A 17,529-nucleotide genomic window follows, 5' to 3' on the forward strand; every position below is an offset into this window, starting at 1 on the left:
ACTATTTTGCCTTTAAATCATCATATAAATCGCCAATTGGCTTAGTCATAGCTTGTTGAACATCATTGATCATTTGGAAGAGAGCTTGTTCTTTAGTGATCATGTCCTTTAATTCTTCATTGTTACGAACTTCTTCGTTAATCTTTTGATATTCTTTCTTAACATCGTCAGAAAGTGGTTGACCTGAATTTTGAGCAGCCAAAATTTGTTGTTGAAGTTTATCCATTCTTTGGTAAAGGTCCAAGCTTTCTGGATTATTCTTTAAGTTTTCAAGAGATTTCTTTAAATCCTTGAATTGTTCAGTTTCTTGTAAGTCTTTTGCCAATTGGTTGGCATTATCATAAATATTAACCATTTTAAAATTAAACTCCTTTATTTTTACTGACCTAAAAGTCCTTTAAGATTATTATACCATTCGTTAAACTTAGACCCAGTATCATTGATCCCTTTTTGTACTTGTTTTCCAATATTACCAAGCCAATCTGAATTTGCCCCTGTATCTTGCGAAATTTGCTGAGCACTCTTTTCTTTAAACTGCGTTTGTGAAGTATATGGCAGCAAGCGTTCAAGCTCAGATTTATAAAGGTGCGTAATTCCTGTTTCAGAAATTCCTTCCATATAGTGATTTTGATCAGTCTTATCAAAACCAACCCAAGTTGATAAAACAACATCTGGAGTATAACCAACAATCCATTGGTCTTTTGTACCAAATCCATAACTATCTGGTACTTCTGTGGAACCAGTTTTACCAGCTACTCTAAAGCTTGCAGGTTGTGCTGATCTACCTGTACCAGATGTAAACACTCCCAAGAGCATTGAAGTCATTTCTTTAGCTGTATTAGTCGAAATAATTCGGTGATTACCAGGATTCTTATTTTGGGCAATTACATTTCCGCTAGCATCAGTAATCTTAGTAATACAGTAAGACTGATTTGGTAAGTTTCCTTCATTAGCAAAAGCGCTATATGCTCTTGCCATTTGCATTGGAGAAACTCCAGTCGACAAACCACCCAAGGCTAAGGCTAAGTTTTGATCACTCTTATTAACATGGATACCAAAGTTTTCAACAGATTGAACACCCTTGCTGACACCAATTTTGTCTAATAACCAAACAGCTGGCACGTTTTTACTTTGTGCTAGAGCTTCATACATTGGAATCTTATTCGAGTATTGATTATCAACGTTTTTTGGTTCATAACCATTCTTACCAAATTTTTGTAATTTATTAGAAAGCTCAGAATCATAATGATAGCCGTTTTGAAGAGCCGGTGAATAGACAGCAAGTGGTTTCATAGTTGAGCCTGGTTGTCGCTTCATCTGTGTTGCACGGTTATAGCCACGGAAAACATGCTGTCCTCTTCCTCCAACGATTGCCCGAACAGCTCCACTCTTTGGATCCATCGCAACACTTGCTCCTTGGACTTTAGTACCATCACTTGCGTTTGGTGGAAAATTCCAACTTTCTTCAAAACTATCTTGCAAGGCACTTTGATAACCTGTATCAAGAGTTGTATAAATCTTCAAGCCCTTGTTCATTACATCTTCTTCTTTTAAGCCGTAACGATCAATTGCTTCATCAACGACTGCATCAAAGAAGTAAGGATAACGATACCCATCTTCTTGAGAAAATGTATCATCTAAAGTTAATGTAGTTTTTTTAGCATTATCAGCTTGCGTCTGCGAAATTTTGCCAGTATCAGCCATTAAGCCTAATACTACATTGCGTCGTGAAATTGCATTGTCCATATGATCAATCGGATTATAGTAGCTTGGACTTCGAAGCATTCCGGCAATTGTTGCAGCTTCACCTACAGTTACGTCACTTGCGTTTTTACCAAAATAGCGCCTTGCTGCATCTTGAACGCCCCAAACGCCATTGCCAAAGTAAGCATTGTTCAAGTACATTGTCAGAATATCTTTTTTAGAATAAACACGATTAATCTCGATTGCAAAAAATAATTCTTCTAACTTTCTAGAAAAAGTTTGCTTTTGCGTTAGTAAAGCATTCTTAGCCAGCTGCTGCGTTAAAGTCGATCCACCACCGACAATTCCGCGATGAATTAGACTGCTTACCGCAGCACGCGCCATCCCTTTCACACTAAAACCAGGATTTTTATAAAATGTCCTATCTTCAGTTGCAATGACAGCATCTTGAATATAAGGCGAAATCTGACTTAACTCAACAAAAGAACCCTTTTGAGAATAGAGCGAACCTGCCTTTTGATTTTTATTATCATAAATAGTAGTTGTAGTAGAAAGCGATGCCTTCATGTTAGAGATGTTTGAAGTTTTTACCTTAACGGTATAATAAGTACAAACGAATAAACAACACGACAGCAATATTAAAATTAACCAACGCCAAATTTGAAAGCGATGGTTGAAGTTTTTAATCGCTAAATGAACGCGATGCCAAAACTCGTGATTTTGGGAATGCATATAATTAAAACTCCCTTTTCATCAATAAACCTAATATGACGATTTTAGCATATCTTTATTTGAAAAATAGTATTTTAAAAGTTAAAAATTAGATAAGGTGAAAAAGATGACTATATACCATTATTCTCTTAAATATCCCACTAATTTAAAACCAATAAGCGTTGATGACTTAATGCGTAAGCTCCTGATTCCAAGAAAATGGCGTCATTTTTTACGTACTGAAAATAAAATCCTGATTAATAACAAATACTTGCCAATTAATTTTCTAATAAAACCAGGTGATAAAATTGATATTTATCTTGAGCATGTTGAAAGTGATCAACAAACTTATCCAGCTAGTGGAAATTTACCCCAAATTGTTTACGAAGATCCAGATATTCTAGTAATTAATAAGCCTGCTGGACAAAAAACACATCCGAATTTATATGAAAAAGATACTGCATTAAATGATTGCGCTACTTACTTAGGCTATAGTCCTTTTATTGTTCATAGACTTGATATGCTTACAAATGGTCTATTACTAGTAGCTAAAAATCCAGCCGTTGTTCCAATCTTAAATCGGCAATTAACTAATAAAACATTGCATCGAGAATACTTAGCCTGGGTAAATAAATCTAGCAAGTTGAAGCAAAGTGGTACTATTTCTCTTCCAATTAGTCACGACCCAAATGATCAAAGAAAAAGGATGGTGCACCCCGACGGTCAAAAGGCTATTACTCATTACGAAATAGTTAAAGAATATGAAAATAAGGTATTGGTAAAACTTACTCTCGAAACTGGGCGTACACATCAAATTAGAGTTCACTTAGCAGCACTTGATGCTCCAATTATTGGAGATCCACTATATAATCCAGATTATCAAAATGGAGAGAAATTACAGTTAACTGCTTATCAACTCACATTTATGAGACCTTTTAAGTTTGAAAGTAAAACTGTTAAATTGAGATAAAAATAAAAGAGATATGCAAATTGCATACCTCTTTTTCATGTGCCTCAAACAGGAGTCGAACCTGCACTCACTTGCGTGAACAGCGACCTGAACGCTGCGCGTCTGCCAATTCCGCCATTGAGGCAACCTTTACAACATATCTATCATACCAAAAAGTTAACAAGGTTGGAAAGAAAAATCTTAATTAATAAGGCAAGATAATTTATTTTTCTCATCTTATTACATATTCTAAATTTCCAGTTTCATCAATAAAAATAAAATTTATGATATTCTCGGTGGTTTGTATAGCCTCGTCAATCTCAGAAAAATGATCATTCCAGTAATTTTTGTAACAAAGGAATAAGCTTGTATATTGTTTTCTAACCATATCTTCATTACAGATCAAGATTATTTAATTGAAACTTTCTGATAATCGTTCATCTATCTGCGTTCATAAACTACATCGACAATCCCATTATAATTTCTGGTATTAATGTATTAATGAGCTTAAGCTTTTGTTCTTGGCAACTCTCTCCAAAGAGACGCAATCCCTTACCTAATAAAGTCGGAACAATAGAAATATAATATTTATCAATTAAGTCATTTCTAATTAATTGCTGAATAAGATTAGCTTCACCACAAATCCAGATATCTTTGCCATCTTGTTGCTTCAACCTGTTGATCAAATCAACTGGATTTTCATCTGTAAATTTAATATCATCAGTAGATTTTTCTTGATGATAAGTAAAAACATATGTCGTCATTCCAGCATATACCCAATTATTCGGAGAAAGTTCAGTAGCAACTTGATGATATGTATTCCATCCCATTAAAACGATATCAATATCTTTAATAAATTCAGAATATGTATTTATATTTTTTCATGATCGCCTTGACCAGAAATCCAGTCAACTCCGCCTTTAGTATCAGCTATATAACCATCAAGACTCATCGCAATAAATAAACTTACTTTTCTCATTTTACTTTCTTAATGTCCTGTCGTTAATTTTATTTCTATCATACTAATAACAATTAAACAATAAATACCTAAGTTACTGATGAAAAGTGATATAAAAATACGACTACTTCAATATACTTAGTTGCCAAAATCATATCAGCAATAATAGCAACTAAATAATTTAGAATTAAAAATCCTTTACTCATTTTTATGATAATTACCCATACAACTTAAAGAAATTTATGACATTATCAAATAAATTTATAACATATTTTTTCTTATAAAATAAAAACCAAATAATAATTACTTGATTGTCTCAGTGATAAATTAGGAATTTTAGCAATCTTTTAATTAAAATCAAACTTAAAAAAATTTTGTCAAAAAAAGAATCAAACAACTTTTTTTAACTGCTTGATTCCTCATTAAAATCATAATTGATTTACTGCACCAAAATCTAATAGGCTTTTTAATTTACGCTTTACAAATATCTTTATACTTATATCAATATAGCTTTACTTTAAATCTAACTTTCGCAAAATCTCATCATAAACTTTATCAGCCCCTATACCTGTTAAAATTGGTAACCCACTAATTACCTTATCTTTTACATCATCAGGAACTACAGTTGTGCTTACAAATGCATCATAATCATCAACATTATTAATTTGTTCAGCAATATTTCCTTTTAACAATTTTACCTTATCTAAAACATCCTTCGATTCTAAAAAGTCACGAATTTTCCCCTCTACCACTGTAGATGTAGCGACTCCACTACCACAAACAACCATTAAAGTTTTCATAATAAATTCTCCTTGTAAAATATCTCTTATAATGTATTTTCATTTTTGGCTTTATGAAATTTATTAAACCAAATCATAAAACCGAGAGTTACTATTCCAATCAAGCCAATTCCGCCCCAGGTCATTAATTTTCCAAGACCAACAATTAGCCAAGTAGTCCATACTCCTCCATCGCTCATAACCGTGATTGAGCTAGCGCCTTGTAAACCAAAGTGTGCTGCTTTAGCTGAAGCAGTGACAAATGGTGCTACCCAAGAAGCGATATATAAAGTAATAATGATATCTACTACACCACCAATAAGCGTTCTAAAAATATCTCCGCCAAATACAGCTGCCATAATAGCGATCATATATGGAATAGTAGCCAAATCTCCAAACGGAAGAGTACTGTTTCCTGGTAAAATAACTGCAATTAACAGAGTAATCGGTACTAAAATCAAAGCAGAGGAAAGAACTGTCTCATTACCTGCAGCTAAGGCACTATCCATCCCAATATATAAATTTCTACCTGGAAAACGTTTCTTAATGAAATCATTTGCTCCTTCAGAAATTGGAGTTAACCCTTCCATTAAAAGTGATACCATTCGTGGCATTAAAACTAAAACTGCCGCCGTAATCACTCCTAATTGAAGAACTTTTGCTACCGAATATTTTGCTAGAATTCCTATTACGATCCCAATAATTAATCCCATAACAGAAGGTTCACCAAAAACTCCCATTCTTTTTTGAACTGTTTTAGGAGTTATTTTGATCTTATTCATTCCTGGAATATGGTCCATTAACCAATTTAATGGTAATGCCAGTAAAAATCCTGGATCAGAAGCTCCCTGAGGGAAGGAAATACCGGGTAAGCCATATTGTTTCTGAATATACGGAGCTGACATATCCGCTAACAAATAAATAATCATGATATGCACTACCATTGTAAAAATTCCAAGTGCAAAATCATTTGTAATTGCATAAACAATTGAGCCTGTAAAAGCTATATGCCAATAATTCCAAACATCAACATCTAATGTTTTAGTCAAACCAATTAAAAGTAAAACAATATTTGTAATAACTCCCACTGGGATAGCTAAACTTCCCAGTACAGTCCCGTATGCTACCGCAGAACCAGCAGGCCAACCAATATCTAATGTTGATAGATGTAAGCCAAAATTCTTAACCATTGCTTGTGAGGCTGGTCCTAAATTCTTTGTAAGTAATTCGATCACTAAATTTAATCCTACAAATCCAATACCAACAGTTAACCCTGCTTTAAAAGCTTTACCTGGTTTTATTCGTAAAATTAATGCAAAAACAAATAAAAGTATCGGTAGCATAACACTAGCTCCCAGGTTAACAAACCATTGTAAACCTGAACTAATCGCATCCATAGTCTTTATCCCCTTATTCTAAATTAATAATGCCATTTTTATTCATCACTAAAATAAATTCATCAACTGAAGTAATACTACGAAGAGTGTTCATAGCCTCTCGATTTTGAAAGAGAGCCATTAACTTCTGCAACATACTAAGCTGGCTATCAGATTGTTTTAAAGCCAGCATAAAAATCATATTAACTGGAATTTTAGTATTATCTCCCATTTGATGAAAGGTAATTGGTTCTTTTAAACGCATAAATCCAATCTGAGGAGCAATAACTTTATCTGGATCACAATGAGGAATGGCTACTCCCATTGTTTGTGTCATTAATCCCGTTGGAAAGTTGGATTCACGTTTTAATATAGCGGGTGTGTACTCTTTAGTTACAACTCCGACTTTGTATAACTCATTGGCCAATTCAGTCAACGCTTCAGTTTTAGTCGAAGGATTTTTGTCAAAAAGTAAAACTTTTTTATCAAAAAGCATTTTTTTCTCCTACACTTAAATTAAACATCTTTTTTAATTCTTTAGAAGATAATGTAGGGGCTTGTAACCTATTAATTATCTTCTCATCTACTAAGCAATTAATTAGTGATTCGATTGAAATATCATCAGGATATGAAAATATATAAATAGCAGTAGTGATATCTTTACTAGTAAAATATTTAACTGGTTTGGTCAATTGGCTTACGATTACTACACTTTCAGGAATTTCATATGTTACTATATGGGGCATTATTACGTGTTGAGAAATCTGAACACTTCCTAAAGCATCCCGTTCATGAAGTAAGTTCAATAAATTAATGTTTAATCCCGATGAAAAGCCAAGACTGTCAACAGTTTGTTGAAGCCATTGTTCATAGTTGCTAATATTATTTAATTTCACTAACTTTATTTTCATTCAAATACCTACTCAATCTATTTTTATCCTGAGTATTGAACATAGCACTAGAAAGAATAACCTGTTCATTATTTTGAGGAAGGATAGGAATAGTTGAAATAATAAGGTCAAGATCAGCGTATTGAGTATAATTTTTTTCATACTCATTTTTAGAAATAGTTCCCATTAAATCCAAATCGGGGAAATTTCTATGAATCTTTGCATACAATAGTTTTGAGGTCCCTATCCCACTAGCGCACATTACAATAGCTTTTTTTGTAAAGTTAGTTTCTTCAAAATATTTAGCAAAATATAATGTTAAAAAACCAATCTCATCATCGCTAATTCTCCATGGTAAGTATTTCTTGCCATAAGCTTTAGAACTTAATGCCTTTAATTTACTAAAAGTCTCCTTATATTCGTTTTTTATATCATCAAGTAATTTATTAGCAATTATAATGTGATTATTTAGACGGTTATACATTGGACGAATATGACTAATCAAATCACTTTTTAACGCTCGTGTTTTGGGATTATTTATATCTAAGTTAAAGCATTTAATATAATAATTTGCTAAACGTTTTGAATCTGCCGAAATCTTATCATCAATGGCAAAATCGTGATTGTAACGCATAGAGATCAGATACTCTAACAAGTAGTAAATTTCGGCACTAGGTATTTCTCGGTGAACATAATCAGCAGTGTTATGAATTACATCATTACTAACTTTCCAAAAAATAGAATTATTTTCTTTTAAGTGATGATATTTATTTCCAATATTTATTTTTTCTTTATACTGAACTGTTTTTCCTCTTCTAAATCTTTTAATCAAAATATATAAATGCGAAAAAATATTTACATTGTATGGATAAGGTACAGTAGTATGAAGTGATTTTTGAATCCATTCAATTTGTGTAGTTAAAAATTGATTATCATAACTACTCAAATCTTTAAATTCATTTGCCAAATCACTAATACTTTCTGTATTCATCGCTTTACTTTGAATAAGTGCATTATTAATTGCTTTACGGATATTTTCTTCTTCACCTTTTATAACTACATAATTACCTTGATGAGCTAATTTCAAGTTATATCTTTTTAATAATTCGCCAATTGTAAATAAATCTTGGCGAATCAACTCGGTACTTACATAATAAGAAGCATAAACGTCTTTGATATTAACCGATAATGGTGCACTAAAAAGTAATTTAATAATTACTTCATTTCGTCTTTCCAAAGGTGACTGTATCATTAAATGGGGCTTTTCATGAAAACCGTCATTTAACTCAAGATACTTTTCATAATCCAAAAGATAACCTTTTCCTCTTTCAGATTTAATAATTGGAAATTCATAAGTTTGGTTTATTTTATTCACTGCCCGATAAATGGTTTTAGACGAAACACCTATAATTTGGGCCAATTCTTGTGACGTCATAAAACGTCCTGATTTAACTAAAATATTAATAATTTTACTGCTATTTTTAGGCATCATTCCTCCCTCCTTACCTTAAGTTTAGCAATTGCTAATGATCTTGAAAGTAAAAAAATGTCCATTTCAATAGACATTCTGGCTTGTTAATTTACATAGTTCAAAAAAAGTATGATTACTTAATAGAAGAGTAACCATACTATTCAATATATTATTTTCTTTACTTTTTATACATCTTGATACTGCCCATATTCACTTTTTAAGACATTATCTCAATTACCCAAAAACTTCCGCAGCAGCAACAACTTTGAGTAATGACTCATCTACCTTATCTCTACCATATGCATCAAGAAAGCGATCACGATATTGATTAGTCTTCAAATTAAACCAAAGTGTCCAAGCTCCCCAAAACAAATCGATATGGCGATCGCCAACACCTGCACAATCAAGATCAATAAATCCTGAAAGTTTCCAGTTCTCTAGAATAATGTTGGGTAAACAGTAGTCTCCATGCAATAAAACTTTGCCTTGCAAAGCATTTTTACCAGCAGCTAAAACTTCATGAGCTTGCTCAGCTGAACGATACCCAAAACTATCTGGGAAACTCGATTTATCATAATTTCCTGTCCTATAATTATTTTCAGCATTTGCTAAATACTCAGCCGTTCTATCCATCACTGGGCAGTCACTATAATCTATTTCATGTAATTTTCTTAATTCGGTAGCAATCGTATCGCATAAGCGCTTAGGATGGCTTAAATACTCACTATCTATACAATCGTGCCCTACTACTGCCTTAGTTAACAGCCAATCATGAGTATTTGAAGTATAGTTCAACACTTCAGCACCCAATTTTTTTGAATGAAAATATTGCGTCATTTTAGCTTCTTTTTCAAGCGTACCAGTTTTGGAACATTTTAAATAATAACCGCCATCTTTATCGATAAAATATACGCGAGCCTCAGGAGATGATGAACTATCATAAATATCTGCACCAGCAATCAAATGCTGCAATTCTTGCGGTACTTGATTTGGAATTTTCTTAATTAAAGTCTGTTTCATTAAAATAGTCCCATATAATGATGAAGCAAATAATCAGATGCTCTCTTCAAAGTTAAGTAATTAATATTATTGGAAAACAGCATAATCATTTCCTTAGTTTTGTAATTAGCTACAAAACATGAATTATACCCAGGAATACTACCCTCTGCACGAATAACATCTCCCTTGAAGTAGACACCACCATAGTAAGCTACTTCTTGGTGTTTAGCCTGCTGCGCATATTCGTTAATCATTTTGGGGTCTTTTAAAACACTGTTATATACAAATTTCCAATAATCATTCGGCGATACAAACAAGTTTCCAGCACCAAAATCAGACGATGTCGTAACAACCACCTTATGCCAGTCAACATTACTACTCATTGGTTGAGGAACCTCATTTTGCTTAACTTCAGAATAATCTTTGATTTGATGCAGTTTTAATGGTTTAGCAAAATTCTTCTGAATATATGAATTATAGCTTGAACCACTTTCTTTACTAATAATAGCTGCTAATAACTCATAGTCTACATCTTGGTAGTCCCAAGTATGCAAATGATCATTCTGCATATATTTAAGCATATAAGCAATTTGCTCTTCTTGATTTTTAAGCGGCTCAGACGGACGGGCATTATTAATTAATCCACTCGTATGATTCATCAACTCACGAATCGTTATATCGCTACTGCCTGAAACTTGCGGATAATACTTAGATAAAGGCGTATTCCAATTTAGCTGACTTTTTTGCTGTAAATTATAAATCGCAGTTCCTGTGATAATCTTTTGAAGAGAAGCAGTTGGAAATAACTGATCTGCATTCACTATGTCATTTTTGCTAGACGTTTCATTATTTTTAATGACAATTGGCTGACCATCTTTTCCGCTCACGAGCATCACACCATTTATATGATGAGATTTCATGTAAGCCTTTAGCTGTTTTTGTGAATTTTTAATTCCAGGATCTATTCTGCTTCCTGAAGGGACAACAAATAAAAACACTGAGAACATACAGACAGCTAAGAAAATATAGAGGATAATTTTTTTCAGATGCATAGCTATTCCTTTCAATTACCGTCCAAGATAACTACGTTTTTTGCAGAATTTCCTTGATTGCTTTTCTTTAATTGTATGCCTAATTTGTCAGTACGCTCAAGCTATCCACGTAAAAAGTACACTTTCAATTTACAAGTATGTTAAAAAAGGTAATAACCTAAATAAAATACAGACGATTGATGAAAACAAAGCAAAAAGCATGACTTGGTTAGCTAATCCTAAGTCATGCCTTTTCACTATACATTTTAATCAAAATTAATCTTATTCCATGACATCAAGTATTCTGTTTCATCCGTATCTGGTTCTACTTGCTTTGAAATAATATTAAAATCTTCTCTTTTATAAAAGTTAACAGCACCTTTATTTTTTGTATATACTTCCAATGTTAATTCATTATGACTTTCTTTTATATACTTAATCAGTTTATGTCCAACACCAGAAGAACGATATTTTCTATCAACAAAAATCCCAGCAATATAATTGTCAACTAGTCCAACAAAACCTTGAATTTCTGATTTTTGCTCATAGATAAAAACTTCGGCCTGTAACATTTGTTTCTTAACTTCATTAAAGTTCGCTTCCCAGTATTTTTTATTCACGAAGGGATGCGCATCTTCATTACTAATAAGCCAGATTTCCATTACCCTATCTATATCTGCTTTCTGTAATTTTCTTATCATAGCTAAAATCTTTATCTCTTTTAAGTTTCTCCATTAAATAGTTTGTCAAAACTATCCCACATCGGATTATTTCTTGCTTTTTAACAATTTTATAGTCTCTTCGTTGAAAAAATGGTTTTGCTGTAATAGATGCATGAGTTGTAATCCGTGTCACAGTTACAGCACTTTCTAGTTCATTGCAAATTGCTGTTGCAATTCCCTGTCTTTGATAATTTTTATGAACAAATAATCTGTCCAAATATCCAGAATTATCTATATCGCCAAATCCAACAATCACATTATTTTCCACAGCAACAACTGTATGATGCCGAATGAAAGAACGGTTCCACTCCTTCAAATCTATTTTTTCCGTTGCCCAAACATCTAATGCTTCTTTGGCATAATCCTTTGCATTTACACTATGAACCGTATCATAAAATAGCTCCGCTAAATTCTTACAATCGGTGGAATTATAATTTCTTAGATACATTTATTACTTCTTCTCAAGCACCGCCACAGCTTCAACATGCGGAGTTTGAGGGAACATATCGACAGGATCAATTTCGTTAAAATCATAGCCTTGCTCACGGAACAATTGCAGGTCTCTAACCATTGTAGCCGGATTACATGAAATATAAACAATTTTCTTAGGGTCAGTTTCAACAGCTGCGTCAATAAATTCTGGAGTTAATCCTTTTCTAGGCGGGTCAACGAAGATGACATCAGTCTTTAACCCTTCTTTAGCCCAGCGCGGCATTACTTCTTCTGCTTTACCTACAACATATTCAGCATTCGTGATCCCATTTAATTTGGCATTTGCGTTAGCATCGTCAACGGCCGGCTTGATAACTTCCATCCCTCGCACCGCCTTTACATGCTTAGCAACTGACAAACCAATTGTTCCAATTCCGGAATAGGCATCAATTACCACATCATCTGGTTTAAGATCTGCCTTTTGAATTGCCAAATCATACAAACGAGGAGTTTGCAGTGAATTAATTTGAAAGAAACTTTGCGGTGAAATCTTAAAACTAACATCCCCAATTTTGTCGGTAATCTGAGGCTCTCCCCAAAGCAAGTAATCTTTCTTACCTAAAATCACGTTAGTCTTTTTAGGATTATGGTTCAACACTATGCTTGTAACACCTTTAATTTCACTGATTTCTTTAGTCACTTTTTGCAATTGTGGAAAATCCTTATGCAAGCAGACCAAAATCACCATAATCTCTCCACTTGCTTTTGAGCGCCGTACATCAAGATAACGCACTTCACCCTTATTGTGGATTTCATCATAAGCTGGTACATGATTCTTTCTTAAAATATCGCGAACTTTAATTAAAACTCGATCAATTTCTGGATCAGTGGTAAAGAAATTAGTTAACGGCACTAAATCATGTGAATGCTTTCTAAAGAAACCAATATCAAGCTTGCCATGAACTTCACGAACTGGCACTTGTGCCTTATTACGATAGCCTGTCTCTTCTGGACTAGGCAAAGTCTGACCAACCTTAATATTATCTAAGTCGGCCTTATGTAATAAGTTCACTACTTGATTACGTTTAAATTCAAGTTGCTTTTCATATTTAATATGAGCAAGTGAGGCCAAGCCTGTTTGAACCCATTGACGAAGTTCAACGTTAATTCTATCTGGACTTTCCTTCTTAATTTTTTCAATTTTAGCGAAAGCAAAGTTCTTCTTTACTTTTAAAATTTTAGCTGAAACAATTTCGCCTGGAAGAGCACTATTTACAAAGACAGTCAGTCCGTCTAAGTGAGCAACTCCCATTGCTTCATAAGATAAGTCGGTAATTTCTAAATCGACAATTTGATTCTTTTGCATAATTTCAATCCTTTTTTAGATACTTGCTACTATTTTACTAAAAAATATTATTGTTTTTTAAAAGAATAGGCACTAAAGATACTTAAAATAAATCCTAAAATCAAGCTACAAATGATTAAACTCCAAGATCCAAATGTAAAATCACCCTTAAGCCACATATTATTTAAAAGTATTCCCCAATCAAAAGGCCACCACATACTCCAAAGCGTACGGCTTAAGAACATAGCTATAATTGAACTTAAAAATCCAATTCCTAAGGCAAAATATAAGTTAGTGATTCGGCACAGCCACGAATAAAACGGAACTAGCCAAACAGAAGTGAGCAAAATTCCAAGTATAGAGCTAGCCATTAAACCGATTTCTTCACTACTTGAAAAGATAAAGCGAACAATAATTATCAGTACTAAGAAAACTACACTCATTAAAGTTGCTTGTAAAATTCCGTGAATGATTCGACCAATCTCATAAGTAAAAAGATCTTGTGGTGAAGTCAAAATTTCTTTGAATTTTGTAGCCTGCTTTTGGTAATAAGTACTAATACCTATTATTAGAGCAAGAGACATATTCAGCCAAAAATAACTCCACTGCCCCATCATTAATTGTACTGAATATTGATTATCCCAGAAAACAGCGGCCATCATTAAAATAGCAACTAACGGTAAAAGCCAAACTAGTAAGCGAATAATGGTATGCTTTGTTTTTAAAAATTCAACTTTCAAAATATTAGTCATGCTTTACGCCTGCCTTTTCTAGAGTTGAAATAAATAAATCCTCCAAATCTCTCTCCTGACCATAATCCTCTTCTAGCAAAAGTTCTCCATTACCCAAGATTGCAATGCGATCAGCTACTTTTTGAATTTCAGAAAGCATGTGACTAGCAATAATAATTGTTTTACCTTGCTTTTTCTCTAACATTAATAGCTCACGCAATTCATGAATTCCAAATGTATCTAGACCATTTGTTGGTTCATCTAAAACTACTAAATCTGGATTTCCCATAAAAGCAAGGGCAATTCCTAAGCGCTGTCGCATTCCGGTTGAAAATCCTTTAACCTTTTCTTGATTATGATCGCCAAAGCCTAACGTGTTCAAGATTTTCTCTTGATCCTTATTTTCAACATGATGAAGTTTTAACTTCAATTTGATATTGTCTTCAACAGTTAAATTATCAAACAACCCCGGCTCTTCAATTAAGGATCCAATAGCTTTTAAATCTTCTCGCTTCCAGTTTTTTCCATTAAAGTTAATGCTGCCTTCAGTTGGTTTCTCAATTCCACTAATCATTTTCAAAAGAGTTGACTTACCAGCCCCATTCGGTCCCATGATGCAGTAAATTTTTCCTTCAGGAACATGAATATTGATTCGGCTCAAAACATGTTTATTTTTGAAGTTTTTTCCTAATTCTTTGGTGGTTAAAATATCAGTCATCTTAATCCCTCAATTTATATTTATACTTTTTTCTCTACCTATCTATTTTACCGCTCGGAGTGCATAATTCGAAATTCTAATCATTTTTATGAATAAATTCATTGACATCTTTTTTTAAGCTTGTTATCATAATTGCAACAATTATCGTCACAGTAGTGCTTATGTTGGGCGTCAGAGAGCTGGTGGTAAGGTGCGAACCAGTCAGGCATAAGTTACGAATTACAGCGATCAATCTTTATTCGGCCACAATCAGTGCCGTTATCACCTGATGAGAGTGCTGCAAATATGCAGTAGATAGGTGGTACCACGGTAATGCGTCCTGTTGATTAATTTCAACAGGACTTTTTTTATGGAGGATTTTTATGAAAAAGAAAGTTTCTTTTCCAGAAGCAATTATTATTTTACTTTTGCTTTTAGTTATCTTAGGTATTTCGGTAATAAAATTTGGTTTAATGCCAGAAGTTCCAGTTTTATTTACAGTCTGCTTATTAGTTTTTTGGCTTAGAATACGTGGAAATGACTGGGCGTCTATCCAGGACGGAATTAAAGAAGGAATTGGCGTTGCTATTATTCCAATCTTTATCTTCATTCTAATTGGTGCCTTAATTGGTTTATGGATCAAGGGTAGTATTATTCCTTCAATCATGGTTCTTGGTTTTCACCTAATTAGTGGACAGTTCTTCATACCTTCTGTTTTTATTGTTTGTTCAATCGTTGGTTTAGCAATCGGAAGTGGTTTTACTACAATTTCAACAGTTGGAATCGCCCTCTTCGGTATTGGGGCTAGCATGAATGCCAATCCAGCTCTTGTCGCAGGAGCAATTATTTCTGGAGCAGTATTTGGCGATAAAATGTCTCCCTTATCTGATTCTACCAATCTTTCTTCTGCCGTTGCTGAAAGCGAATTATTTGCTCACATCAAAAATATGATGTGGTCCACTATTCCTGCTTTTCTTGTATCTTTAATTTTATTTTGGATCTTAGGAAATAGCGGATCAATCGATGCTTCAAAAATTAACCATACCGTTGCTGTTTTACAGCAGAACTTTACTATTACTTGGTGGGCAATTATTCCAATTATTTTAATGCTAGTTTGTGCTTGGAAAAAAATTCCTGCTATTCCTACTCTATTTTTAAATATTACAGTCACCATTATCATGATTTTTATTCAAAATCGCCAGCAATCAATTACGGACCTAACCAACCTTATTATGAAAGGTTTTGTCGCAAAAACTAGCGACTCCTCTGTTAATGCCTTACTGACTCGTGGTGGTATTTCCAGCATGATGGATACTGTTGGTTTAATTATTGCCACCCTATCTCTTGGCGGCTTATTAATGAAATTTAACATTGTTCAAACTGCCATGGAACCTTTAGTCGAACACCTAAAAAAACCTGGCCGTTTAGTAATTACTACTATTCTTTCAGGTATCTGTATTAACTTATTTGTTGGTGAACAATACTTATCTGTAATCTTGCCCGGTCGTGCTTTTAAGCAAGCATACGACAGAATTGGACTTGCACCGCTTGCTCTCAGTCGCGTTCTTGAAGATGGTGGTAGTGTAATTAACTACTTAATTCCTTGGGGAGTAGCCGGATCATTTGCGGCTTCTACTCTTGGCGTTCCTGTCTTAGCTTTTATTCCTTTTACTTTCTTTAGTTTACTTTCTCCAATTTTCTCAATTATTTCTGGAGTAACCGGAATTGGCTTAAAGTGGCAAAATAAATCTGAAAAATAATTTATCATTAATAAAATCCGTACTATATGCGCTTACATAGCGAAATAGTACGGATTTTTATTGACGAATTTTTTATTACATTGTAAATTATTAGTAATTAAAAAAATATTAAAGGAGGAATTTGATGGAAACAAATCATTTTCTAGTACTACAAACCGACTTTGGCTTAAAAGATGGAGCCGTTAGTGCCATGCATGGAGTAGCTCATATGGTTGCGCCGCATGTTGTTGTTTCAGATTTAACTCATGAGATTCCGCCTTATGATATTTGGGCTGCATCTTATCGCCTTTACCAAACAATTAAGTATTGGCCAGAAGGTACAACTTTCGTTTCAGTGGTTGACCCAGGAGTAGGTTCAGATCGAAAGAGTATTGCAGTTAAAACCAAAAGCGGGCACTTTATTATCACACCTGATAATGGTTCTCTAACTCATATTGCGACTTATATGGGAATCGACGAAGTGAGAGAAATTGACGAACAAAAAAATCGCCTTCCCTACTCATCTGAAAGTAACACTTTTCATGGTCGCGATATCTATGCTTACAACGGTGCTCTTTTAGCTGATGGTGAAAAGACTTTTAAAGAATTGGGAGAATCATTAGATCCAAATTCAATTGTAAAATTGCCACTCACTGAAGCTAAATTAGAAAGTGATCACCTTAAGGGGTCAATTGATGTATTAGATATTCGTTTTGGCTCTTTATGGACAAATATTCCTTATGAATTAGTTAAAAAGGCTAATATCAAGCGTGGTGACAAAATTACCGTCACAATTACTTATCAAAATCAAACTTATTATCATGATACAATACCTTTTGTAACATCTTTTGCTGATGTAGCACTCAATGATCCTTTAATGTATATCAATTCCTTGGTTAAGGTTGGTATCGGATTGAATCAAGCTTCATTTGCGAATACTTACAATATTGGCACAGGAAATGATTGGAAAATTGATTTAACTAAAGAATAAATTT

General features: G+C 33.6%; 19 protein-coding genes and 1 tRNA gene. 3 read left to right on the forward strand and 17 right to left on the reverse strand.

The genetic code is table 11. The features are described 5' to 3' along the window. Nucleotide 1: 1 nt before the first annotated feature. Nucleotides 2-355: a YlbF family regulator gene (locus QM512_RS06230; protein ID WP_282804923.1), complete on the reverse strand. Its 354-nt coding sequence runs from the start codon at nucleotides 353-355 to the stop codon at nucleotides 2-4. Between the two features lie 23 nt (nucleotides 356-378). Then, nucleotides 379-2,436: a PBP1A family penicillin-binding protein gene (locus QM512_RS06235; protein ID WP_282804924.1), complete on the reverse strand. Its 2,058-nt coding sequence runs from the start codon at nucleotides 2,434-2,436 to the stop codon at nucleotides 379-381. A 106-nt stretch (nucleotides 2,437-2,542) separates the two neighbouring features. On the opposite strand from QM512_RS06235, the gene QM512_RS06240 reads away from it, so the two are divergent. After that, the gene (locus QM512_RS06240; RefSeq protein ID WP_282804925.1) at nucleotides 2,543-3,385 is read left to right on the forward strand and encodes an RluA family pseudouridine synthase; all 843 of its coding nucleotides are present in this window, start codon (nucleotides 2,543-2,545) and stop codon (nucleotides 3,383-3,385) included. Nucleotides 3,386-3,425: 40 nt separating this feature from the next. On the opposite strand, the gene QM512_RS06245 is transcribed toward QM512_RS06240, so the two are convergent. The 15 genes from QM512_RS06245 to QM512_RS06315 form a co-directional block, all read right to left on the reverse strand. After that, nucleotides 3,426-3,509, reverse strand: a tRNA-Leu gene (locus tag QM512_RS06245). Between the two features lie 313 nt (nucleotides 3,510-3,822). Beyond that, nucleotides 3,823-4,194: a dihydrofolate reductase family protein gene (locus QM512_RS06250; protein WP_282804926.1), complete on the reverse strand. Its 372-nt coding sequence runs from the start codon at nucleotides 4,192-4,194 to the stop codon at nucleotides 3,823-3,825. Nucleotides 4,195-4,235: 41 nt separating this feature from the next. Next, nucleotides 4,236-4,343, reverse strand: a complete 108-nt coding sequence (locus tag QM512_RS06255) for a dihydrofolate reductase family protein (protein ID WP_282804927.1) — start codon at nucleotides 4,341-4,343, stop codon at nucleotides 4,236-4,238. A 491-nt stretch (nucleotides 4,344-4,834) separates the two neighbouring features. Continuing rightward, complete coding sequence (locus QM512_RS06260) at nucleotides 4,835-5,122, reverse strand: PTS sugar transporter subunit IIB (protein ID WP_282804928.1); 288 nt, start codon at nucleotides 5,120-5,122, stop codon at nucleotides 4,835-4,837. Nucleotides 5,123-5,148: 26 nt separating this feature from the next. Continuing rightward, the gene (locus QM512_RS06265) at nucleotides 5,149-6,498 is read right to left on the reverse strand and encodes a PTS galactitol transporter subunit IIC (RefSeq protein ID WP_282804929.1); all 1,350 of its coding nucleotides are present in this window, start codon (nucleotides 6,496-6,498) and stop codon (nucleotides 5,149-5,151) included. Between the two features lie 13 nt (nucleotides 6,499-6,511). Continuing rightward, complete coding sequence (locus QM512_RS06270; protein WP_282804930.1) at nucleotides 6,512-6,973, reverse strand: PTS sugar transporter subunit IIA; 462 nt, start codon at nucleotides 6,971-6,973, stop codon at nucleotides 6,512-6,514. Further along, nucleotides 6,963-7,388 (reverse strand): PTS sugar transporter subunit IIA, encoded by a 426-nt coding sequence (locus QM512_RS06275; protein WP_282804931.1) that lies wholly within the window; start codon nucleotides 7,386-7,388, stop codon nucleotides 6,963-6,965. Before QM512_RS06275 ends, QM512_RS06270 begins: the two co-directional genes overlap by 11 nt. Then, on the reverse strand, nucleotides 7,360-8,859 hold the full coding sequence (locus tag QM512_RS06280) for a BglG family transcription antiterminator (RefSeq protein WP_282804932.1): 1,500 nt from the start codon (nucleotides 8,857-8,859) through the stop codon (nucleotides 7,360-7,362). Before QM512_RS06280 ends, QM512_RS06275 begins: the two co-directional genes overlap by 29 nt. A 213-nt stretch (nucleotides 8,860-9,072) precedes the next feature. Then, nucleotides 9,073-9,858, reverse strand: a complete 786-nt coding sequence (locus QM512_RS06285; protein ID WP_282804933.1) for an aminoglycoside 3'-phosphotransferase — start codon at nucleotides 9,856-9,858, stop codon at nucleotides 9,073-9,075. After that, nucleotides 9,858-10,889 (reverse strand): serine hydrolase domain-containing protein, encoded by a 1,032-nt coding sequence (locus QM512_RS06290; protein ID WP_282804934.1) that lies wholly within the window; start codon nucleotides 10,887-10,889, stop codon nucleotides 9,858-9,860. The genes QM512_RS06285 and QM512_RS06290 overlap by 1 nt, the downstream gene beginning before the upstream one ends. Nucleotides 10,890-11,134: 245 nt before the next feature. Further along, nucleotides 11,135-11,530 carry a GNAT family N-acetyltransferase gene (locus QM512_RS06295; protein WP_282804935.1) on the reverse strand — a complete coding sequence of 132 codons (396 nt, stop codon included), beginning with the start codon at nucleotides 11,528-11,530 and terminating at the stop codon, nucleotides 11,135-11,137. Between the two features lie 4 nt (nucleotides 11,531-11,534). Next, the gene (locus tag QM512_RS06300) at nucleotides 11,535-12,038 is read right to left on the reverse strand and encodes a GNAT family N-acetyltransferase (RefSeq protein ID WP_282804936.1); all 504 of its coding nucleotides are present in this window, start codon (nucleotides 12,036-12,038) and stop codon (nucleotides 11,535-11,537) included. A 3-nt stretch (nucleotides 12,039-12,041) separates the two neighbouring features. After that, the gene (rlmD, locus tag QM512_RS06305) at nucleotides 12,042-13,388 is read right to left on the reverse strand and encodes a 23S rRNA (uracil(1939)-C(5))-methyltransferase RlmD (RefSeq protein ID WP_282804937.1); all 1,347 of its coding nucleotides are present in this window, start codon (nucleotides 13,386-13,388) and stop codon (nucleotides 12,042-12,044) included. Between the two features lie 47 nt (nucleotides 13,389-13,435). Beyond that, on the reverse strand, nucleotides 13,436-14,119 hold the full coding sequence (locus QM512_RS06310) for an ABC-2 family transporter permease (protein WP_282804938.1): 684 nt from the start codon (nucleotides 14,117-14,119) through the stop codon (nucleotides 13,436-13,438). Next, a complete protein-coding gene (locus QM512_RS06315; RefSeq protein ID WP_282804939.1) occupies nucleotides 14,112-14,816 on the reverse strand; it encodes an ABC transporter ATP-binding protein in 705 nt (234 codons plus the stop codon). Before QM512_RS06315 ends, QM512_RS06310 begins: the two co-directional genes overlap by 8 nt. A 362-nt stretch (nucleotides 14,817-15,178) precedes the next feature. On the opposite strand from QM512_RS06315, the gene nhaC reads away from it, so the two are divergent. Together nhaC and QM512_RS06325 are read left to right on the forward strand one after the other, a co-directional pair. After that, nucleotides 15,179-16,555: a Na+/H+ antiporter NhaC gene (nhaC, locus tag QM512_RS06320; protein ID WP_282804940.1), complete on the forward strand. Its 1,377-nt coding sequence runs from the start codon at nucleotides 15,179-15,181 to the stop codon at nucleotides 16,553-16,555. A gap of 124 nt (nucleotides 16,556-16,679) precedes the next feature. After that, nucleotides 16,680-17,525 carry an SAM hydrolase/SAM-dependent halogenase family protein gene (locus tag QM512_RS06325; protein WP_282804941.1) on the forward strand — a complete coding sequence of 282 codons (846 nt, stop codon included), beginning with the start codon at nucleotides 16,680-16,682 and terminating at the stop codon, nucleotides 17,523-17,525. The last annotated feature ends 4 nt before the right edge of the window (nucleotides 17,526-17,529 follow it).

Origin of the sequence: Lactobacillus isalae, from assembly GCF_947539375.1 — a bacterium.
Taxonomy (GTDB): domain Bacteria; phylum Bacillota; class Bacilli; order Lactobacillales; family Lactobacillaceae; genus Lactobacillus; species Lactobacillus isalae.